Below are 17,397 nucleotides of genomic sequence, written 5' to 3'. Positions count from 1 at the left end.
CGGCTCCGTCAGGATCAGTGGATGTTCAGGGCCGCGCAGCCGCCAATGGACTTGGGCCGCACACTGCTTTTCACGATGGCGCGGGTCGGCGCCGAGAGGTCTGATCGGCTACAAAAGCCCCGCCATGCCGCGAGGTAACTGTTGTAGTCATAGGCGGGCGCGCGGCATCGTCCGGTGAGGTAGTCAGGAATGCCCAGCTGCTGACCTTCATCGGTCACAAACTGCCAGTCGGCTTCATCCATGCCCTTGCCGTTGTCGCAGTAGCGTACCCAGCGGGAGGTCTCGTAAATGGAGTAGCCACGCGCCCGGTCTGGACGTGCAGCAAAGGTCTGGGTATGCGTCACCGGCACCATGGGTACGGCTGGCGTCCGGGCGCGGGTGGGGTCGTAGACAATGCCGCGCCGTGGATCAGGCGCAGCGCCATTACGGGTCTCGGTGTTGAAGTCACCGCCCAGCGCGTGGACGTAGGCGGGCTGGCGCATGGCGGCACCGGCGCGGCCCGTGTTGATCCATGCCAGTGACAGGGCGCGGTTGACCCGCCCGGCCCGCAGCTCAAGCTCCTTATAGTAGGCCACATACATTTCCAGACGGTTAAGCGCGGCCCGGTTTTCCTCGGTCGGGTATTGCTCAGTGATGCGCTTGAACTCGGGCAGGTTCATCTCTACCCATTCGAGCGAGGGCTCGTCCGGTATTTCAGGCAGCGGGTGAGGCCTGCCCTGCAGGCCCATGCAGCCGGACAACGCAGCGGTGGCCAGGGCAAGGGGAAGAATGATCCTAAACATGGCTGCCCCTGCGCCGAGCGAGCGGGCGAAAGAACAGGGTGCCGTCCAGATACTGGCCGTACTGGTTTTCCAGCACCGCGCTGGGATCGCCCGGCTGGAGGTTGGGGGTATCGGTTTCATGCCTTGAGGCAAAGGGCAGCAGGGCGTCCTGAAGGCCCGGCTCGGCCGTTGTGCCGTCACAAAACACTGCCCGCAGGGTCTGGGTCGTTCCGCCGATGTGACTGGCAATGGACCAGAGTGCATCGATCTCGGCCTGCGTCTTCAAAACAAGGTGAACACAGCCGTCAGTAGCAAGGTAAGCCTTCATGTGAACTGCTCCGTGGTGGGGTGGGAACAGTCTACGAACAAAAATATGTGGCTATTCCTCGTGGTTGGTACCCGCGCGGGTATCAACCACGAGGTTTGGTAGCAAAAAAATCTGCGACGATAGCTTTCAGGATCGATTGACTGGAGTCGCAGCGCGTCATGTTCAGTTTTTTGCGTGGTCTTTTAGGAAGGCAGAAAGGAAATCCGGCAGATGGCTCCAGTGCCCCGCTGTATTTTGTTGAGAACATCTACCTGCCTGATTTCGAGGCCGATCCCGGTACGCGCTATCCGCCGTTTCCCGAAGGCTGCGAGATCATCGAGCCGCGCAGGCTGCTGGCGGGGCATCGCACCCAGATAGCGCGCCTCAAGCAGTCGCTCGGGCTCTCCGAGCAGGAGTTCAGGACCATTATCGATCCGGTCCTGGTGCGCTATGCCGAGTTTGTGCATCTACTGCCGGCCTCGCAGGACCACCACCACAAGGGACGCGGCGGCCTGTTGCGCCACGGCCTTGAGGTGGCTTTTCATGCGGCGCGCATGAGTGGGGCGGTCATCTATGACGCGGACGCAACGCCTCGTGAGCGACGCCAGCGGGAAAAGGTCTGGCGCGTGGCCACGGCGCTGGCTGGACTGCTGCATGACGTCGGCAAACCCGTGTGTGACATGAAGATCACCAGCGATACGGGCCTGCTCTGGAACTTTGCCCTGCAGGAGTACGGTTACCGGCTGGTGCCCTGGGCGCGGGACAACAAGGTCCAGCGCTACTTTGTGTCATGGCGCGAGGATCGCCTGCATAACCGCCATGCCTTTCATGGTCCGGGTATCGCACGTCTGCTGATTCCCAAACAGACGCGGACCTTTCTGACACCTGACAACACCATGGAAATGCTCGATCAGATTGACGAAGCCATTGGTGGCTACGCCGTGCAGTCCAAGATTGCCCACGTGGTGCTCAAGGCGGATCAGGCCAGCGTCACACTGGACTTGAAGCTCAACGGCGGAGGGGATGGCTCGCAGGCCTTTATGCCCTCGGTTGAGCGCTATCTGGTGGAAGGGACTCGCCGGATGATCAAGTCCGGGCGCTGGAAGGTGAACGAGGCCGGTGCAATGGTCTATGTGTTCAAGGAAGGGCTTTTTATCAACTGGAAGGCTGCCTCACGCGATGTCGTAGACCGCCTGAACGAGGACGGTATTCAGGCCATTCCCAAGGACATCGCTATTCAGGCGGACATGCTGATTCAATGCGGGGTCGCAACAGCACGCGAGATCGAGCCAACCCGCCCTGGCGAACCCGTCATTACCTACCGCTACTGGGCAATCAAGCCTCAATTTGGAGAGGCCGAGGGACCGGTACTGGCACTGCTCAAGATTCAGGAGACCGGCCTCTTTTACCCCATGGGGCTACCGGCTCCGATAGAGGGTGTACTGACTGATGCACCTGAAAAGGGGCAGGCTATTACACAGTCCGATGCAGCTGCTGAGAAGAAGGACGCGGCGCAAACCGTCTCACCTGCGACAACTGACGCAACTGACAAGGGAACAGCCAGACGAAAGAAAAAGGCAAAGGCAGGCGGGCAAGTTGCTGCCACTGGCCCGTTAGAGGCAGAGACATCATCTACGCAGGAAGACGTATCAGCGGTATCTCCCAAGGCGACCAGCGAGTTTGATGCACTGCTTGAACATGTCACCAAAGGACCGCAGCCAAAAGTGGAGAACGCTGAAGCAGGGACAGGTGACGATAATGCCTTTATGCCTGAGGCTACTGAATCTGAGTCCGTAGCGGAAAGCTCTATTGGCATGGACCTGGGCGCTGATTTTTTTGAAACACTGGCCGGGCCTCCACTGGACGCCTATGAGCAGGAACTGGAAGCCATTGAGGCGCAGGAGCGGGACGTCGAGCAAATGCATGGTTTCCAGCTGCTCGAACCTGATACCGGCCGCAAGCCAAAGCGCGGTAGCCACAAGACATCCAGCAAGCCGAAAAACAAGGCTCAGCAGACAGAGGCCGCTGCCGGACCTGACGACGCTCATCCAGCTATGCCAGGCCTGCTGGACCTTGTGGATGATGAACTAAAGCCTGTCGTGCCCGTGGTGCATCGGGACGACGCCTGTTTTGAAGTTATGGACCTGCCTTTTGGTGCGCCGGTTGGTCAGGCAAGGCTACCGGTTAATGTCAGTCCGACCGAGCAGGTTATGTCAGGGCAGGCTGATAGAAAAAGCACTGGCCAACACGCCCTCATAACTCCTCCTCAACGCAAGCCCCGGCATCGGCGCTCCAGAGCCGAAGAAAGAGCCCATAGCGATTCGCGGTTGCCCGGCTCGGTAGACGGTTTCAAGCCGCTCAATATGAAGGTGCCGGATCTACGGCTGGACAGGTTTGTAGACGTGGCTGCGGTAGACGCCACAGTGACAGGTGCCTCGTTGCGGCCGGTTCCCATTGTCCTGGAGCAGCCCAGACCGGTTCCTATCAAGTACCTGCATACGGTCAGGGCGCTCAATACCCCACTTGCCCCAGAGCCAGTCCAGATCGTGATCGACCCCATGCATGGACTGGCGGAGTCCGAGGGAGAGCAGGCATGCAATGAGCATGAGCATGAGCAGGAACAGGAACAGGAACATGTAGAACTGGATGTCCAGTTTGTTGCCAGCGCAACACCTCAGCAATGCCTTGAGGAGCTCTTCGAGATGATCATCAGGGGTTATGGTCGCTGGCTACCCGACACCCTTCGCAAGACGAAAAAGGGGATTGCAGCCGGTATCGCATGCCTGGATATGGTCAGTGCCGACTACCCCACCATCAGACGCAAGGATCTGGAAAAGGCGCTGCGCTACATCATCAGGAAAAAAACGGCCCGCTATGACCTGGAAGTCGACAGGTACTTCATTTACGTAAGACCCAAGGCGCCTGAGCGGGAGGGCAGCCATGAATGATCGTTATGAGATGCCCTTTCGGCCTAATTATGAATTCATGGCCTGCATGGGCTGGGTCGCTGCGTCTTCGGTCGCCTACCTGGTCAATCAGGTCACCGACATGCCACCCGAGCCGGTGTACTGGATGAGCGGCATCTGCTCGGTCATGGCCATCAGCCGTCTGCCCGCGGCGATTCGCCTGTATTACGTCAAGCGCAACCTGCAGGGCAAAAAGCTCGAATTCATAAATCTGGAGCAGCTGGGCAAGGCATTAAAAAAGCATCCTGACCAGCTGTGGCTGGGCAAGGGCTTTTACTGGGAGAACCGTCATTGCCAGCTGGTATACGAGATCCTCAAGCGTGACCTGTCAGAGATCGTCAATCCCCGCGCCAGCAAGGGCGTTGAGGGCAGGGATGAGATGCCGATGGGAGCGCCGTGGATTCATGGCCTGGAGCCCCGTGAGATCGAGATCACCCAGCCGATTCCTCATACGGAAGGCCATGTGCTGATCGAGGGCACCACCGGCGCGGGCAAGACCCGCCTGTTTGACCTCCTTATCAGCCAGAAGGTACTGCGCGGCGAAGCGGTGCTGATCATTGACCCGAAGGGCGACAAGGAGATGCGCGAGAATGCCCGTCGCGCGGCCGCGCATGTTGGTCGTCCGTTCTACAGCTTTCACCCGGCCTTTCCGGATGAGTGCATGCGCATCAACCCGCTGCAGAACTTTACCCGCGTCACCGAGATTGCCTCGCGTATCGCCGCCCTGATTCCCTCGGAAACCGGCTCGGACCCCTTCAAGAGCTTTGGCTGGCAGGCGCTGAACAACGTCTGTCAGGGGCTGTACCTCATTGACAAGAGGCCCACGCTCAAACTCTTGCGCCGGTATCTGGAGGGAGGGGTTGATGGGCTGGTGGTCAGCGCCGTCTGTGCCTACGCCAGAGACGTGTTAGGTGAGGGCTGGGAAGCCATGATGGTGGCATTTTATGATAAATGGCTGGAGCCATTGCTACCCCGTAAAAAGGCGCTCACCGCCAATGCTTTTTATAAGCAGGTGATTCAACCTGTACGGGCCAGTTCAGAACTGGAAGGTCTGCTTAATATGTTTGAGCATGACAGCGCGCACTTCTCCAAGATGGTCGCAACGTTATTGCCAGTTCTAAACATGCTGACCTCAGGCGATCTTGGTCCACTTCTTTCGCCTGACCCCGAAGATCCTACTGACGACAGGCCCATTACCAATAGCGCCTTATTAATAAATGAGGGCGCCATTACCTATATTGGGCTGGATTCTCTTACTGATAACATGGTTGCATCAGCAATTGGTTCCATTCTACTTTCGGACCTGACGGCTGTTACAGGTGATCGGTATAACTTTGAGGTGGATAACCGTCCAGTAAATGTCTTTGTTGACGAGGCGGCAGAAGTTATCAACGAACCCTTTATCATGCTGTTAAACAAGGGCCGGGGAGCCAAATTGACCTTATATGTGGCGACCCAAACCTATGCGGATTTCTGTGCGCGGCTTGGCAGCGAACATAAAGCGCAACAAGTACTGGGCAATGTTAATAACACCATTGCCCTGCGCTTAAAAGATGCTGAAACCCAGGAACAGTTTGTAAAAGATATCCCCGAAACCCGTATCAAATATGTAGTACGGTCTCAAAACATGAATTCCGGGGGAGAGGACCCGTTACTTCATGGCGGTGGACAGGGTGAGCGACTTATGGAGGAGTTGGTGCCTCTGCTTGATTACCAACTTTTAACCATGCTACCGAATCTGGAATATTTTGCGAAGTTATCTGGCGGGAAATTAATCAAGGGAAGAATCCCGATTCTACATTAGTTGAGCCCTGGACAAAGATATGAATAATTTCAGTTACTACACTTTAAATCCTGAAGTAAACCTGATCGTTCAGCAGCATGGATTCAACCGCAGATTCAGGGCAATCCGCTCGCTTGAGAAACACCACCATTATTGGAACATTCTGGAAATAGACTGGCCTTGTGCAAAAGACTATATGGAAGATATCTATCACACTATTGGTGAAGGTATCCTGCACCAGAACCGCCCGGTCATCTGGTCTGTTGTTGACAAGGCCATGGCTGAATATGCCGCTGCTGTTCAGAATGTCAACGACGATGGCAAGTTGAATAATTTCTACCGTTTCGCAACTATCATCAATAACATCATATCCAGCACGGTCAAACTTCTTGATGTCACCTTAAGTGATACTTCAGGAAACGCATGGAATCTTTTCTCTGAAAAAACCGCCTGTGAAGTTCTTGAGCCCGACCAGAGGCTCTCTGCCACGCCCTTGTCTCCCGACCAGATAACTGATGCCAGGCGCCTGCTGTTAAACCTGCTGCATGAGCGCTATCGCGGAATCCTGACGGATACGCGATATGAAGAACCCATCGTGGCTAATGCTCTTCCTATTCTTTATTAAACAAGCCAAATCGTTATCAAGGGAAGTATCCCGATCTCATATGAGTGGCAGCCCTGGACGGACCTATGAATAACTCCAATTACTACACCTTAAACCCGGAAGTAAATCTTATAATCCAGCCACTAGGATTCAATCGCAGATTCAGAGCCATTTCCTCACTGAATAAGCATATTCATTACTGGGAAATACTTGACATTGACTGGGCACGTACCATTACTTACATGGAAAGTGTCTATAATCATATTGGCGAGGGAATTCTGCACCAGAACCGTCCGGTCATCTGGTCGGTTGTAGACAAAACCATGACCGAATATACCGCCGCCGTACTTAATGTAAACGGCGATGGCAAACTTAATAATTATTATCGGCTCGCAGTCATCGTCAATACGATCATATCCACTACCGTAAAACTCCTGGGCGTGACCCTTTCGGACAGGTCCGGTCAATCGTGGAACCTGCTTTCTGACAGGACTGCCTGTGAAGTGCTTAATGCCGATGACCCGCTGACCGCCACGCCGCTGACGCAAGCTGAAATTACCGAGGCACGGCGTCTTCTGATCAGCCTCCTGCATGAGCGCTATCTCGACATACTGACGGGTACCAAATATGAAGACGCCATTGTGGCTGACACTCTTCCTCGTCGCTATTGAGCTGTTGCTGGTTACGGTCTTTATTCCGGGCGACTGGACCGAACGGGTGATTCGGGAGGAGTCGGCCATGGTGCGCAGCCACCTGGGCGAGGAATCGGAGGCCTACGTCAACACCAAGGCCATGAGCTGGTACAAGGGCGCCGTGTTTGAAACCGGCATCTATCCGGCGCTGCATCGCCTGATGATACCCAGTGAAGAGGAAGCCGCTCGCAGTCGGGGCATGGAGCGCATGGGCGATTTTCTCTTCTCGTGGATGGAAGACCGGCTCGATGCACTGATGCACATGGTCTACCAGATCTGCGCGCGGCTGGCGCTGTTGTCGATCTGGCTGCCCTATATGGCGCTGCTGCTGATCCCGGCCATCTGGGATGGACTCATGCGCCGCAAGGTCAAGCAGACCAACTACGATTACGCCTCTCCCGTCTGGAACCGCTACGGCATGCTCAGTGCCTCGGTAGCCGTGCAGGCGGTGCTGATTGCCTTTATCAGCCCCATTGCCATCAACCCGGCGATCCTTCCGATTGTGATGATGTTTGTCTGCGTGATGATGGGTGTGTTTGTCGGCAACCTGCAAAAGCAGATTTGAGTTATTCCCACCCAGTCTTCCAGGCGACATGCCTCTGAAGACTGGGCGGCTTTTATCCTGGCCTGCTCAAAATTTCTGAATTATTTGCACCCAAACCTCGTGGTTGATACCCGCGCGGGTACCAACCACGGCCATAGCCCGCCTGCCTCTTACCTCACAATAAGCCCTGACCTGGTAACAGACTGAGGGCTCTACCTGTGAAAGCCATACACATCCCCACGCGTTGTGATGATCCGCTTCATGTCCTGATCTGGAGTCTTGATGAGCTGGTCCCGATAGGGGTCGGTCTGCTCTTTGGCATGGCCATCGGCAAAGCGCTCCTGTGCGGCGCTATCGGCTATGCCGTGACGTTTCTCTACCAGAAGTACAAGGATGGTCATGCCGATGGCTATCTCATTCATATCGCCTACTGGATGGGCGCCATTCCGTCGACGTCAAAGACCCTGCTCAATCCCTTTGCCCGGAGGGTCCTGCCGTGAAAATGGGAAACATGCTGAGCAAGTGGAACTGGGCGCTGCTCGAAAACCGGTATTCCCGCTACGCCATTGTGGGCCTGGTTGCCTGTCTTGCGCTCACACTGGGGATGCTGCTGTTCAAGAAGCCGGTCGTGATTCTTCAGCCCTATACCCTCAAGGAGGAGGCCTTTGTTACCGCTGACGAGGCCGGGCAGTCCTATCACGAGGCCTGGGGCATGTTTCTGTCGCTGTTGATGGGCAACATCACCCCCGGTAACGTGCAGTTTGTGCGTGAGCGCCTGGAGCCGCTGCTGTCGCCGCGCATCTTTCAGGAGGCCATGGAGGCGATCCAGTCACAGGCCGAGATCATCAGAAAGGACCGCCTAAGCATGACGTTCGAGCCACGCAACGTGGTGTTCGAGCGTGCCTCCGGCAAGGTCTTTGTGTTTGGCAACAGCTCGGTCATCAGCCCCAACGGCGAGACCCGTCGTGACCGGCGTACCTACGAGTTCAGGATCAGGATTGACAGCTACATGCCTGTCGTCACGTTCATGACGACCTACGCCGACCGTCCCCACACGCTTGATGTGCTGGAAAAGCAGAGCAAGGCCGCCGAGCGCGCGGCTGAGCGCGCCAGCAAAGCCGGTAAATAGAGGAGCCACCTGTGAAACCCATCCCTTTCATGACAGCGCTGGCCCTTGCCCTGGGCGGCGTGCACGAGGCGCAGGCAGCCGGTATTGATATTCCGGTTATCCCGGCCAACCATGCCGAGCAGGGCGGCCCGGCCATTTCCGTTCAGGCACCGGTGCATCCGTCCTCGGTGCGAAGCACAACCCCCGAGATTCCCTCGGTCAGTCGCAGCGTAATGACGGAAGGCGTGCCACGCCCCATCACGCTCTCGCAGGCGCGTAGCGGCCAGACCACTACCAATCCCGCCAGCATGGAGCTGAACCATGCCTCGCATATCCGGCTCAGGTCTGGTGAAAACGTACTGGTGCCCATTGCCCGCTACCAGCTCAACCGGATAGTGACCCCTTTTGATAAACCCGAGGTCAAGACCACCTCCAGCGCCACGACCGAAATCCTCAATAACATCGTGTATGTGGCTTCTTCCGATGAAGCACCGGTGACCCTGTTTATCAATGACAAGGGCAATCCCGGCGTTGCCCTGTCCATCACGCTTATTCCACAGACTATCCCGGCGCGTGAGGTCTCCTTTGAGCTGGATGAGCAGTCCCTTGCGGGCATACGCCAGCCACTGGCCAGCGAAGAGGCCGAGAAGTGGGAGACCAGCCAGCCCTATGTCGCCACGATCAAGGATGTCATGCGCGACCTGGCGCTGGGACAGACCCCTAGCGGTTATTCGATGAAGCCGGTCACTGCCAATACCTACGACCTGCCGCGCTGTGTACAGAACGGACTTGCCTTTGATTTCTCCCGCGGCCAGCAGATGCTGGGGCATAACCTCAAGGTCTTTATTGGGGTAGCCAAGAACACCTCCTCGCAGCCGGTCGAGTTCAAGGAAGCGGCGTGTGGCAACTGGGATGTGGCGGCCGTAGCCGCCTATCCGCGCAACATCCTGACGCCGCAGGAACGCACCGAAGTGTTTGTGATCATGCGCAACGCACCCGAGCGTGCCCGCACCACGCCACGCCCGTCACTGCTTTCGGGAGGTCAATAGCATGAGCATGATAGATACGGCCCGGACACGCTGGGAGAATTTCAATCCCAGGCACAGACGCTGGATCATGGTGGGCGGGGGCATTCTGGCCATGTGCGGCGTGATCTCCATCTTTGCCGGGGAAGGCGAGCGCACCCCCAAGAACACCGTGCCGGACAAGCCTGTCACCACGGGACTTACCGACCAGAACCTCAAGGACATCACCCTCGACTCGCTGGTGGCGCAGTTGCAGAAGTTTGACAAGGACAAGGATGACCTGTCGCGCAAGCTGGACGTGCTCTCGCGCGAGATGGAGGCCAGCAACCGCCCCGGCCTGATTGATGAAAAGATCAAGGCGGCGGTAGGGGGGCTTCAGTCACAGGTAGACGAGATCCGCAGCAGCGGTGTTGGTGGAGCTGGTCCGAACTACTTTGCACAGGCGCCGGGGGAATCCTCTGGTCAGGAGTCCAGAAAGAGCACCAGCCGCGAACGCTATGTGCCTGAACGCAGCAAGGCGGAAACCAATGCTGTCCGCGAGGCGTTCAGCCGCAGTCCGGCGGTAGCCACCGGACCGGATGGGCAGGGGCCACAGATTCGCACCGCCGGCCGAGGGGAACGCCAGCAGAAAGCACCCGAGCCCCTTCAGATCCGGACCTATCAGGAAAAGCAGGACGAAGCGGCAAAGCCCAGGGCTGAAGATGAGGAGTCGGTGTATCTACCGCCTGCCTCGATCGTGACAGTGGCGCTGATCAACGGCATGGACGCCCCTACGTCACAGGGCGCACGGCGTGATCCTTTCCCGGCCATGGTGCGGGTGCAATACGACGCCATCCTGCCCAACCGGTTCAAGGCTGACATTGTGGACTGCCACGCCATTATCAGCGGCTTTGGCGATCTCTCCTCCGAGCGTGCCTACCTTCGTGGCGAGCGGATCTCCTGCGTACGCAACGACGGCCAGGTAGTGGAAGCGCCGCTGGACGCCTATGCGGTGGGTGAAGACGGCAAGGCGGGTATCCGAGGCCGTCTGGTCTCCAAGCAGGGGGCGATTGTAGCCCGCTCGCTCTTGGCGGGCCTGGCCTCAGGCGCGGCTGAAGCCTTTAACGTCAGCCCTATTCCGGTGCTGCAGACCGGCAATGTTGGCTCGACCACGCAATACCAGCAGAACTACTCGCCCGACATGGTTCAGGGCGCGGCGGCCAGTGGCGCGTCAAGTGCGCTTGAGCGCATTGCCCAGTTCTATATCGACATGGCGGAAAACATCTTTCCGGTCATCGAGGTGGATGCCGGTCGGCAAATCGAGCTGGTGTTGAGCAAGGGCGCAGAACTCAAGTTCTCGCAGGTCAAGAAGCGTAACCCACGCGAGCGTCGCTAGTACCGTTTATCGGGAACTGGCCTGAAAAGGGTCTTGCGAAAAATAAATCTTCATTTAGGTGCCCGCGCGGGTACCAACCACGAGGATAGGTACCGAAATGATCAAGTTAGGATTCGTTCCAGTTGCGGTGATAACAGCGGTCCTGAGCGGTTGCTCATGGATGCAGGTTGGCGAGAACGACTACAGCTGCCCGGGCATGCCGGGCGATGCGTTGTGCAAGTCGAGTCGAGACATCTACAGCGCTACCGACAATGGAAATGTGCCCTTGCCCATGGACCCGTCAGGGGAGGGCAAGGACGGTAAGAACGAGGGGCACGCCAGAGGCCAGGAGCAAACGCTCTCCGGCCGCAGCGAGAACCCGCAGGACGTGGTGAGCACCTTTGTCTCGCCACGGCTTCCGGATCAGCCGGTCCCGGTACGAACCCCCGCGCAGGTAATGCGCGTGTGGCTTGCGCCCTGGGAAGACGACACCGGTGATCTGGTGGTGAGTGGATATATCTACACGGAAATCCAGCCGCGTAGATGGGTTATTGGCGAAGAGGCGCCGACAGCCGCCCCGAGGCTCAAGGCACTCGCGCCGGTAAGCAGTGGGAGCAACACCAGTACCAGTACCAGCAGTAACGGCACTGAACAAAAACCGGGGATCCTGAACGAAACAAAACGTACGGAGCGATTGCAATGACCAAGAACTTCCAGCTGGTTGATGTGGTAACAGCCTTGAAAGCCAAGGCCACTCAGGTACGCCGCACCGTTACCCCTCGTGGCCTGGCCACACTGGGCGTAATGGGTGCCATGGGGGCGATGATGGTTGTACCGGAAGCGGCCATGGCCGGTACGGGCGGTGCCGAGTTTGATGATGTGTGGCAAACACTGGTGGACTGGACGCAGGGAACGCTGGGCCGGATCATTGCCATTGGTATCATTCTGGTCGGTGCGTGCGTTGGCGTTGTTCGCCAGTCGCTGATGACCTTTGCCGTGGGCCTTGCCATGGGCATGGGCCTGTACAACGCGCCTACGGTCGTGGAATCGATCATGGGCTCCACCCTCTCGCATATCGCCGCCATGCCGACCACCATGCAGTTCATTTCCAACGGCCTGAGCCTGTTCTAACCCTCTCTCTAACGCCCTCACCTGAAGCGGTAGCCCTAAAGCTACCGCTTTTTTTGTGACCTCTTAAGACCACTAACACTTGCATCCCTGAAAACTCGTGAGACGTTGGTAGTACCACTTCCTGTGATGCGCGAGGACACGTCCATGCAATCCACCACCCTGACGAACATTTCTGATCGTATCTGGCTCGCCGAGTATCACCTGAACATGCAGACCTGGAGCGCCTTCTTTCTGGCTCGTCTTCGTAGGGCGAATGCAATAAGGCTACGAGTACTGGCAGGTCAGGTGCGGGTCTATGAGGCGGGGCGCTATATTGATGCGTTCGACCTGTACCACGCCATCGAAAGGCGGGCCAGTACCTCTCAAATCGCGGAACAGTGGGACTTTGAGGTTGCCTGCGAGGTACATCGGGTCGCTGAAGGAATGTCGGCCTCGGATGCCGAGGTACTCCTGTATGCAGCAGGACTCAATGGCGTCTCGCTGGAGGAGCTGGCTCGTAGCGCAGGGGCTTTACTTCCACAGCATAGGTAACTCTTCCAAATGCATATATCAGTTCTCTAGAAAAAATCACTTATATGCATCGTTTGGAGAACGATTCATTAATTCTAAGAAAATCAGATAATTATGTCTGATAATGTCCTTTATCAAACGCTCTTTTCGGCTATTCTGAGGCAAAGGGTCGTTCTGGCTCCTGTATGAAAATTTCTAATCAGAAAGACGAGACTAATAGATTGCATGTTGCCTAGCCTGCTATCCACCTCATTACTGCCTCCGCTGCCGGCACTCATCCAAGAAGCGGGGGATCGCGCGCAACTTCGCTTCCTGGAGTTCTTCACTTCGAATATCCGTAATCCAAATACCCGGCGTGCGTATGGGCGGGCTGTCTCAGATTTTCTGCAGTGGTGTCGGGAGGTCGGTGTGGGGTCTATTACTCAGGTGCAGCCGCTACACGTAGCAGCCTGGATCGAGTTGCTTTCACAACAGGTGTCGGCGCCCACGGTCAAGCAACGCCTGGCGGCACTCAAGCATCTCTTTGACTGGCTGGTAACAGGACAGGTAATTCCTACGAATCCCGCGGCTTCGGTGCGTGGGCCACGGCATACGGCGCGTCAGGGCAAGACACCCGTGCTGGACGCGACGGAAGCGCGGCAGTTATTGGACAGCATTGATATCAGTACACCGGCGGGGCTCAGAGACCGCGCCCTGATTGGGCTGATGGTGTTTTCCTTTGCCCGTATCGGCGCCGCGCTGGCGATGAAGGTGGAAGACCTCTATATCCAGAATCGCCGGCTGTGGGTGCGGCTGAAAGAAAAGGGCGGCAAGCGGCATGAAATGCCGTGCCATCACGCCCTGGAGGAGTACTTGCACGCCTACCTGGACCAGACCGGTATTGGTAATGACCCTAAAGGGCCACTTTTTCGAACTATAAAGCGTGGAACTGATCAGCTCAGCGATACGCCACTGCACCAGTCCAATGCCCATGCCATGGTGCGTCGTCGCGCTAAGGCAGCGGGGATCGATACCCAGATCGGCAACCACACCTTCCGAGCCACGGGGATTACGGCGTATCTCAAGAACGGGGGCACGATTGAGATCGCGGCAGCTATGGCAAATCATTCATCAACCAAGACAACACAGCTTTATGACCGACGCCGAGATGAAATTAGTCTTGGAGAGATCGAGCGCATTCATATTTAGTTAGCAAGGCTAGCTATAGTTTTTCAACTTATCTTTAAAGAATACGTGTCCGTGGACGATACATTCCCTTATTAGGTGAGCCTTAACTTCAGTCAGACGCGGTTGCCGCCAGGAAGAGTATGCTAATGGAAGATGTACACGGAAATTATAAAATTAAGGTTTTGAGCAAGATAGGCCAAGGTGGGTTTGGTTATGTTGAGCATATAGAGCTTTTTAATTTAGCTGGACATAAGTGCGGAAACTATGCGCGAAAGGTGCTTTCTCCTGAGCTAAATGATGAATTTAGACGTAGATTCGCGCGCGAGGTGACTTACCAAGCCTCATGTGTTCACAACAACATAGTCCATATTTATTTGTGCAATCTTAGAGCTGAGCAACCCTGGTTTGTCATGAATTTAGCTGAGGGGGACTTACTTAAAGATTTAGAAGAAGGAAATCTTAGCTTTAATGAAAAGTCTGATATTTTAAGAATGATATTTAACGGAGTGGCATATATTCATTCGAGAGGCTTCTTACACCGAGACATAAAACCAAACAATGTACTAAAATTTAATAAAAATACTTATAAAGTATCTGATTTTGGCCTTGTTAAGAACCTAGATAAGGACGCTGAGTCAGAAGTTCTCACCAAAATTGCTTCGGCAATGGGGACTACACGATATATGGCTCCTGAGGTTCTCTACGCAGGAGATTACTCCAAGCAAACAGATATCTTTGCACTCGGGCTGCTAATAGAAGATCTTAACTTAGCTGAAGCGCCTGGAGTTCAGCGAGTCATAGACAAAAGCACTGCTCGCAGACCGCTTGATAGGTATGCTGAAGTTAGTGAAATGTTAAAGGATTTGAATCTAGCTCTTGAGGGAAAGGGAAAATGATAAAGCTTATAGGTTGCGGAGTGTTCTCGTATCCCAAAAATTTTGATAGAAATAATCAAGATTCATTTTTAACTCCTCGCAATATTGGTAACGGATTTTTACTAGCAGTAGCGGATGGTGTTGGAGCCTACCATGGCGCGGATAAGGCATCAAAAATAGCAATTGATGTGTTAGCCGAAACTAAAGCTATGGGTGGAAAAATTGATGTAGAAAGCACATTCCGGACTATAAAATCTGAGATAGCAAAGCTTTCAATTTTAAATGAGTCTTTTCAAGATGCAGCTACAACCTTAACTTTTTGTTATGCCGGCGAGAAAGGCTTTCAAATAGGTCATATTGGTGACTGCCGCATATATGTAAGAAAAAATGATAAGTTAATACAGCTCACCAAAGATCATACACAGCACCAAAAGCTTATAGATGAAGGAATTTATAGAGCCTCAGAACTTAAAAAGTTGTCAGGAAAAAATACACTCTTTACCGCCTTATCTAAAAATATAAATCTTCAGTCTCAAGAAATTTATATACCGTATAGTGAAATCACTAATGATTCATATGTGGATTTATTCATTATGTCAGACGGTGCTTATCATTTTTGGGAGAAAAGGCCAAAATTTTTATTGAATACTTTAAGTGATCCTAGCAGCTTTGCGTCAAGCCTACACCGGAGAATAAAGAGATTTCAGCCAATAGATGATTATACTTTAGTGGCAGCAAAGTTCAGCTTTTTACCCGAAATTAACGAAAATTAATATAATAGGCTTTAAGCTGTGGAAGCCATAGAACAGATCTATAGAGATACCCTACCTACGCATCGAAAGTATATAAAGAGGCTCACAAAATACGTCGAAGTTTTAATGGAAAAAGGAAGATTCCTAGAGGCTAAATATTATTTCGAAAAACTGCTTTTGGTGAGTCCCAGCCACGTGAACTCTATACGCTTAGGCTATACCTTATCCATTCATTTGTTTGACCGAGACGGTGTTCTAAAATATGACAAATTTTTTATGGATAAGAAAATTTCAACAACAGATCTATATTGGCTCCGTCTGAAATTTTATATATCCATAAATAATAAAAAGAAGTGCGAAGAATACTGCGTCGAGTTATTAAAAAATGGTATTGATAACAGCAAGTTGAGCACAGTAATTGAAGCATGTATAAACTCAAACAGCTATAAGCCCATACCGCTTTTAATTCAGTATGTCAAGAAAAACAAGTTTACTCTTAATCCTCGCATTGAGAGAAAAATAAAATTGATAGCTATTAACCAACTTGCTAACAGTATAATAAGATTAAACAATGAAAAAATTCTTAGTAGTTAAATTGCTTGAGTCTAGTGGAGTCGTCTTACCTACCACCACGATCTATGGATCAGTTGAAATTAGATCACACAAGTCTGACTCTGAGCAAGAAATATGTCTCTTCAAAAATTCTGCATCAAACTTCGATTTAGATTATGAAAAGTATCAGATTTGTGCAAGAATCGCTACCATAGTAAATAGTGAAAGTGTAGAAGGCGCGATTGCTTTAGCAGATGACTTGTTCTCTCAGGTCCTTGATATAAAGTATGTTGAATATGCGATATCCAATTTCAAGACTTCCGATATTGGTTTTGTAAAGAATCTTGATTCTGGAGATGCAGAACCTATAGTCAGTAATGGGTTCAGGCCTACAACGGCTTTTATAGTTCACCAAGGTGATATTCAACGATATGATGAAACTAATTATATTCTTTCTTTAAATAACGAACTTAGCCAAAGATACATTCGGTCTTTACACTGGTCACGTAATAGTAGGCATGAAAAAAATGACCAGCTAAGAATCCTTTATTATTGGTTTTCTTTAGAGGCTTTACTCAAGGAAACCGAAGCAGATAACATAATTGGTATAGTTAGGTGGTTTCTGGGATTTCCTAATGGAAAAAATAGTCAAGATATTTCGCCGTTGCTTATAAAACAGCTAAGATCTCACTCCCGCTACGATTTTTGGAGTAAAGAAATATTCAGTAAGATTGATGAAATTCGTATATTCCGTAATGACTCTGTGCATTCTGGCTTTAGAAGTGTTGATTTCACAAAAAAAAACCTGAAACTTTACAACAAGCTAATGATTCTTGGATGCTCAAGATGTCAATCCGCTGTCAAGCACGCCTTACTTAATAACTTAAGTTCTATCTCTGAGTTTAAAAATTATATTAGCGCAATATTTGAATCAAACGGGAACTTAGTGAATGATGTTCATCACACTGTAATACATTTATTAGATGAACTCTGATTGTAAGCGTCCGCCCAACTCACCTTACGTAAGTCAGGCCGGCACCCATTGATGCGGCTACAATCGCTCAATCTCCCTGGCCCGCTGCGTCGGTAGCAGCGTCAGCACATCCTTGAGATAGGCATACGGATCATACCCATTATGCAAAATGGCTTAAGTTGCGATTCCCGCGCTATCTGACGGGCCTACCCGCTTGAAAGGACATAGAGGCTTCATAGACTCAGCGCCGATGCCGATGCCGATGCCGATGCCGATGCCGATGCCGATGCCGA

At 53.2% G+C, this 17,397-nt stretch carries 17 protein-coding genes and 1 pseudogene; 16 read left to right on the top strand and 2 right to left on the bottom strand.

Annotated elements, in window-relative coordinates:
* Positions 1-14 precede the first annotated feature (14 nt).
* Positions 15-902, bottom strand: a complete 888-nt coding sequence (locus IQ22_RS19930; RefSeq protein ID WP_158635463.1) for a hypothetical protein — start codon at positions 900-902, stop codon at positions 15-17.
* 345 nt (positions 903-1,247) lie between these two features.
* On the opposite strand from IQ22_RS19930, the gene mobH reads away from it, so the two are divergent.
* The 16 genes from mobH (at position 1,248) to IQ22_RS19845 (ending at position 17,125) form a co-directional block, all read left to right on the top strand.
* On the top strand, positions 1,248-4,016 hold the full coding sequence (gene mobH, locus IQ22_RS19920; protein WP_145145279.1) for a MobH family relaxase: 2,769 nt from the start codon (positions 1,248-1,250) through the stop codon (positions 4,014-4,016).
* A complete protein-coding gene (traD, locus tag IQ22_RS19915) occupies positions 4,009-5,838 on the top strand; it encodes a conjugative transfer system coupling protein TraD (protein ID WP_145145277.1) in 1,830 nt (609 codons plus the stop codon). Before mobH ends, traD begins: the two co-directional genes overlap by 8 nt.
* A 19-nt stretch (positions 5,839-5,857) precedes the next feature.
* Entirely contained in the window at positions 5,858-6,442 is a 585-nt protein-coding gene (locus IQ22_RS19910; protein WP_145145275.1) for a hypothetical protein, read from the top strand.
* A 65-nt stretch (positions 6,443-6,507) separates the two neighbouring features.
* Complete coding sequence (locus tag IQ22_RS19905) at positions 6,508-7,092, top strand: hypothetical protein (protein ID WP_145145273.1); 585 nt, start codon at positions 6,508-6,510, stop codon at positions 7,090-7,092.
* The gene (locus IQ22_RS19900) at positions 7,049-7,678 is read left to right on the top strand and encodes an IncC plasmid conjugative DNA transfer DtrJ family protein (protein ID WP_145145271.1); all 630 of its coding nucleotides are present in this window, start codon (positions 7,049-7,051) and stop codon (positions 7,676-7,678) included. The genes IQ22_RS19905 and IQ22_RS19900 overlap by 44 nt, the downstream gene beginning before the upstream one ends.
* Before the next feature lie 197 nt (positions 7,679-7,875).
* Positions 7,876-8,157: a type IV conjugative transfer system protein TraL gene (gene traL, locus IQ22_RS19895; RefSeq protein WP_145145269.1), complete on the top strand. Its 282-nt coding sequence runs from the start codon at positions 7,876-7,878 to the stop codon at positions 8,155-8,157.
* A gap of 2 nt (positions 8,158-8,159) precedes the next feature.
* Positions 8,160-8,786: a TraE/TraK family type IV conjugative transfer system protein gene (locus IQ22_RS19890; RefSeq protein ID WP_244309311.1), complete on the top strand. Its 627-nt coding sequence runs from the start codon at positions 8,160-8,162 to the stop codon at positions 8,784-8,786.
* A gap of 11 nt (positions 8,787-8,797) precedes the next feature.
* Positions 8,798-9,814, top strand: a complete 1,017-nt coding sequence (locus IQ22_RS19885; protein ID WP_145145264.1) for a TraK domain-containing protein — start codon at positions 8,798-8,800, stop codon at positions 9,812-9,814.
* Between the two features lies 1 nt (position 9,815).
* Entirely contained in the window at positions 9,816-11,165 is a 1,350-nt protein-coding gene (locus IQ22_RS19880; protein ID WP_208733677.1) for a TraB/TrbI/VirB10 family type IV secretion system protein, read from the top strand.
* A 97-nt stretch (positions 11,166-11,262) separates the two neighbouring features.
* Complete coding sequence (gene traV / locus IQ22_RS19875; protein WP_145145262.1) at positions 11,263-11,847, top strand: type IV conjugative transfer system lipoprotein TraV; 585 nt, start codon at positions 11,263-11,265, stop codon at positions 11,845-11,847.
* Positions 11,844-12,275, top strand: coding sequence for a TraA family conjugative transfer protein (gene traA, locus IQ22_RS19870; protein ID WP_244309296.1), 432 nt, complete (start codon positions 11,844-11,846; stop codon positions 12,273-12,275). The genes traV and traA overlap by 4 nt, the downstream gene beginning before the upstream one ends.
* Positions 12,276-12,419: 144 nt before the next feature.
* Positions 12,420-12,806 carry a hypothetical protein gene (locus IQ22_RS19865; protein WP_244309294.1) on the top strand — a complete coding sequence of 129 codons (387 nt, stop codon included), beginning with the start codon at positions 12,420-12,422 and terminating at the stop codon, positions 12,804-12,806.
* Positions 12,807-13,010: 204 nt separating this feature from the next.
* Positions 13,011-13,973: a tyrosine-type recombinase/integrase gene (locus IQ22_RS19860; protein ID WP_145145258.1), complete on the top strand. Its 963-nt coding sequence runs from the start codon at positions 13,011-13,013 to the stop codon at positions 13,971-13,973.
* A gap of 125 nt (positions 13,974-14,098) precedes the next feature.
* Positions 14,099-14,848, top strand: coding sequence for a serine/threonine-protein kinase (locus IQ22_RS19855; protein ID WP_145145256.1), 750 nt, complete (start codon positions 14,099-14,101; stop codon positions 14,846-14,848).
* Positions 14,845-15,600, top strand: coding sequence for a PP2C family protein-serine/threonine phosphatase (locus IQ22_RS19850; RefSeq protein ID WP_145145254.1), 756 nt, complete (start codon positions 14,845-14,847; stop codon positions 15,598-15,600). Before IQ22_RS19855 ends, IQ22_RS19850 begins: the two co-directional genes overlap by 4 nt.
* 550 nt (positions 15,601-16,150) lie before the next feature.
* Positions 16,151-17,125 carry a HEPN domain-containing protein gene (locus tag IQ22_RS19845; protein WP_145145252.1) on the top strand — a complete coding sequence of 325 codons (975 nt, stop codon included), beginning with the start codon at positions 16,151-16,153 and terminating at the stop codon, positions 17,123-17,125.
* A gap of 57 nt (positions 17,126-17,182) precedes the next feature.
* Here IQ22_RS19845 and IQ22_RS19840 read toward each other — a convergent pair.
* Positions 17,183-17,266 (bottom strand): annotated as a pseudogene (locus tag IQ22_RS19840) (transposase domain-containing protein); the annotation flags it as partial.
* Between the last annotated feature and the right edge of the window lie 131 nt (positions 17,267-17,397).

The organism is Pseudomonas duriflava, from assembly GCF_007830155.1.
Lineage (GTDB): Bacteria > Pseudomonadota > Gammaproteobacteria > Pseudomonadales > Pseudomonadaceae > Chryseomonas > Chryseomonas duriflava.
This window is presented reverse-complemented; position numbering and strand designations above follow the sequence as displayed.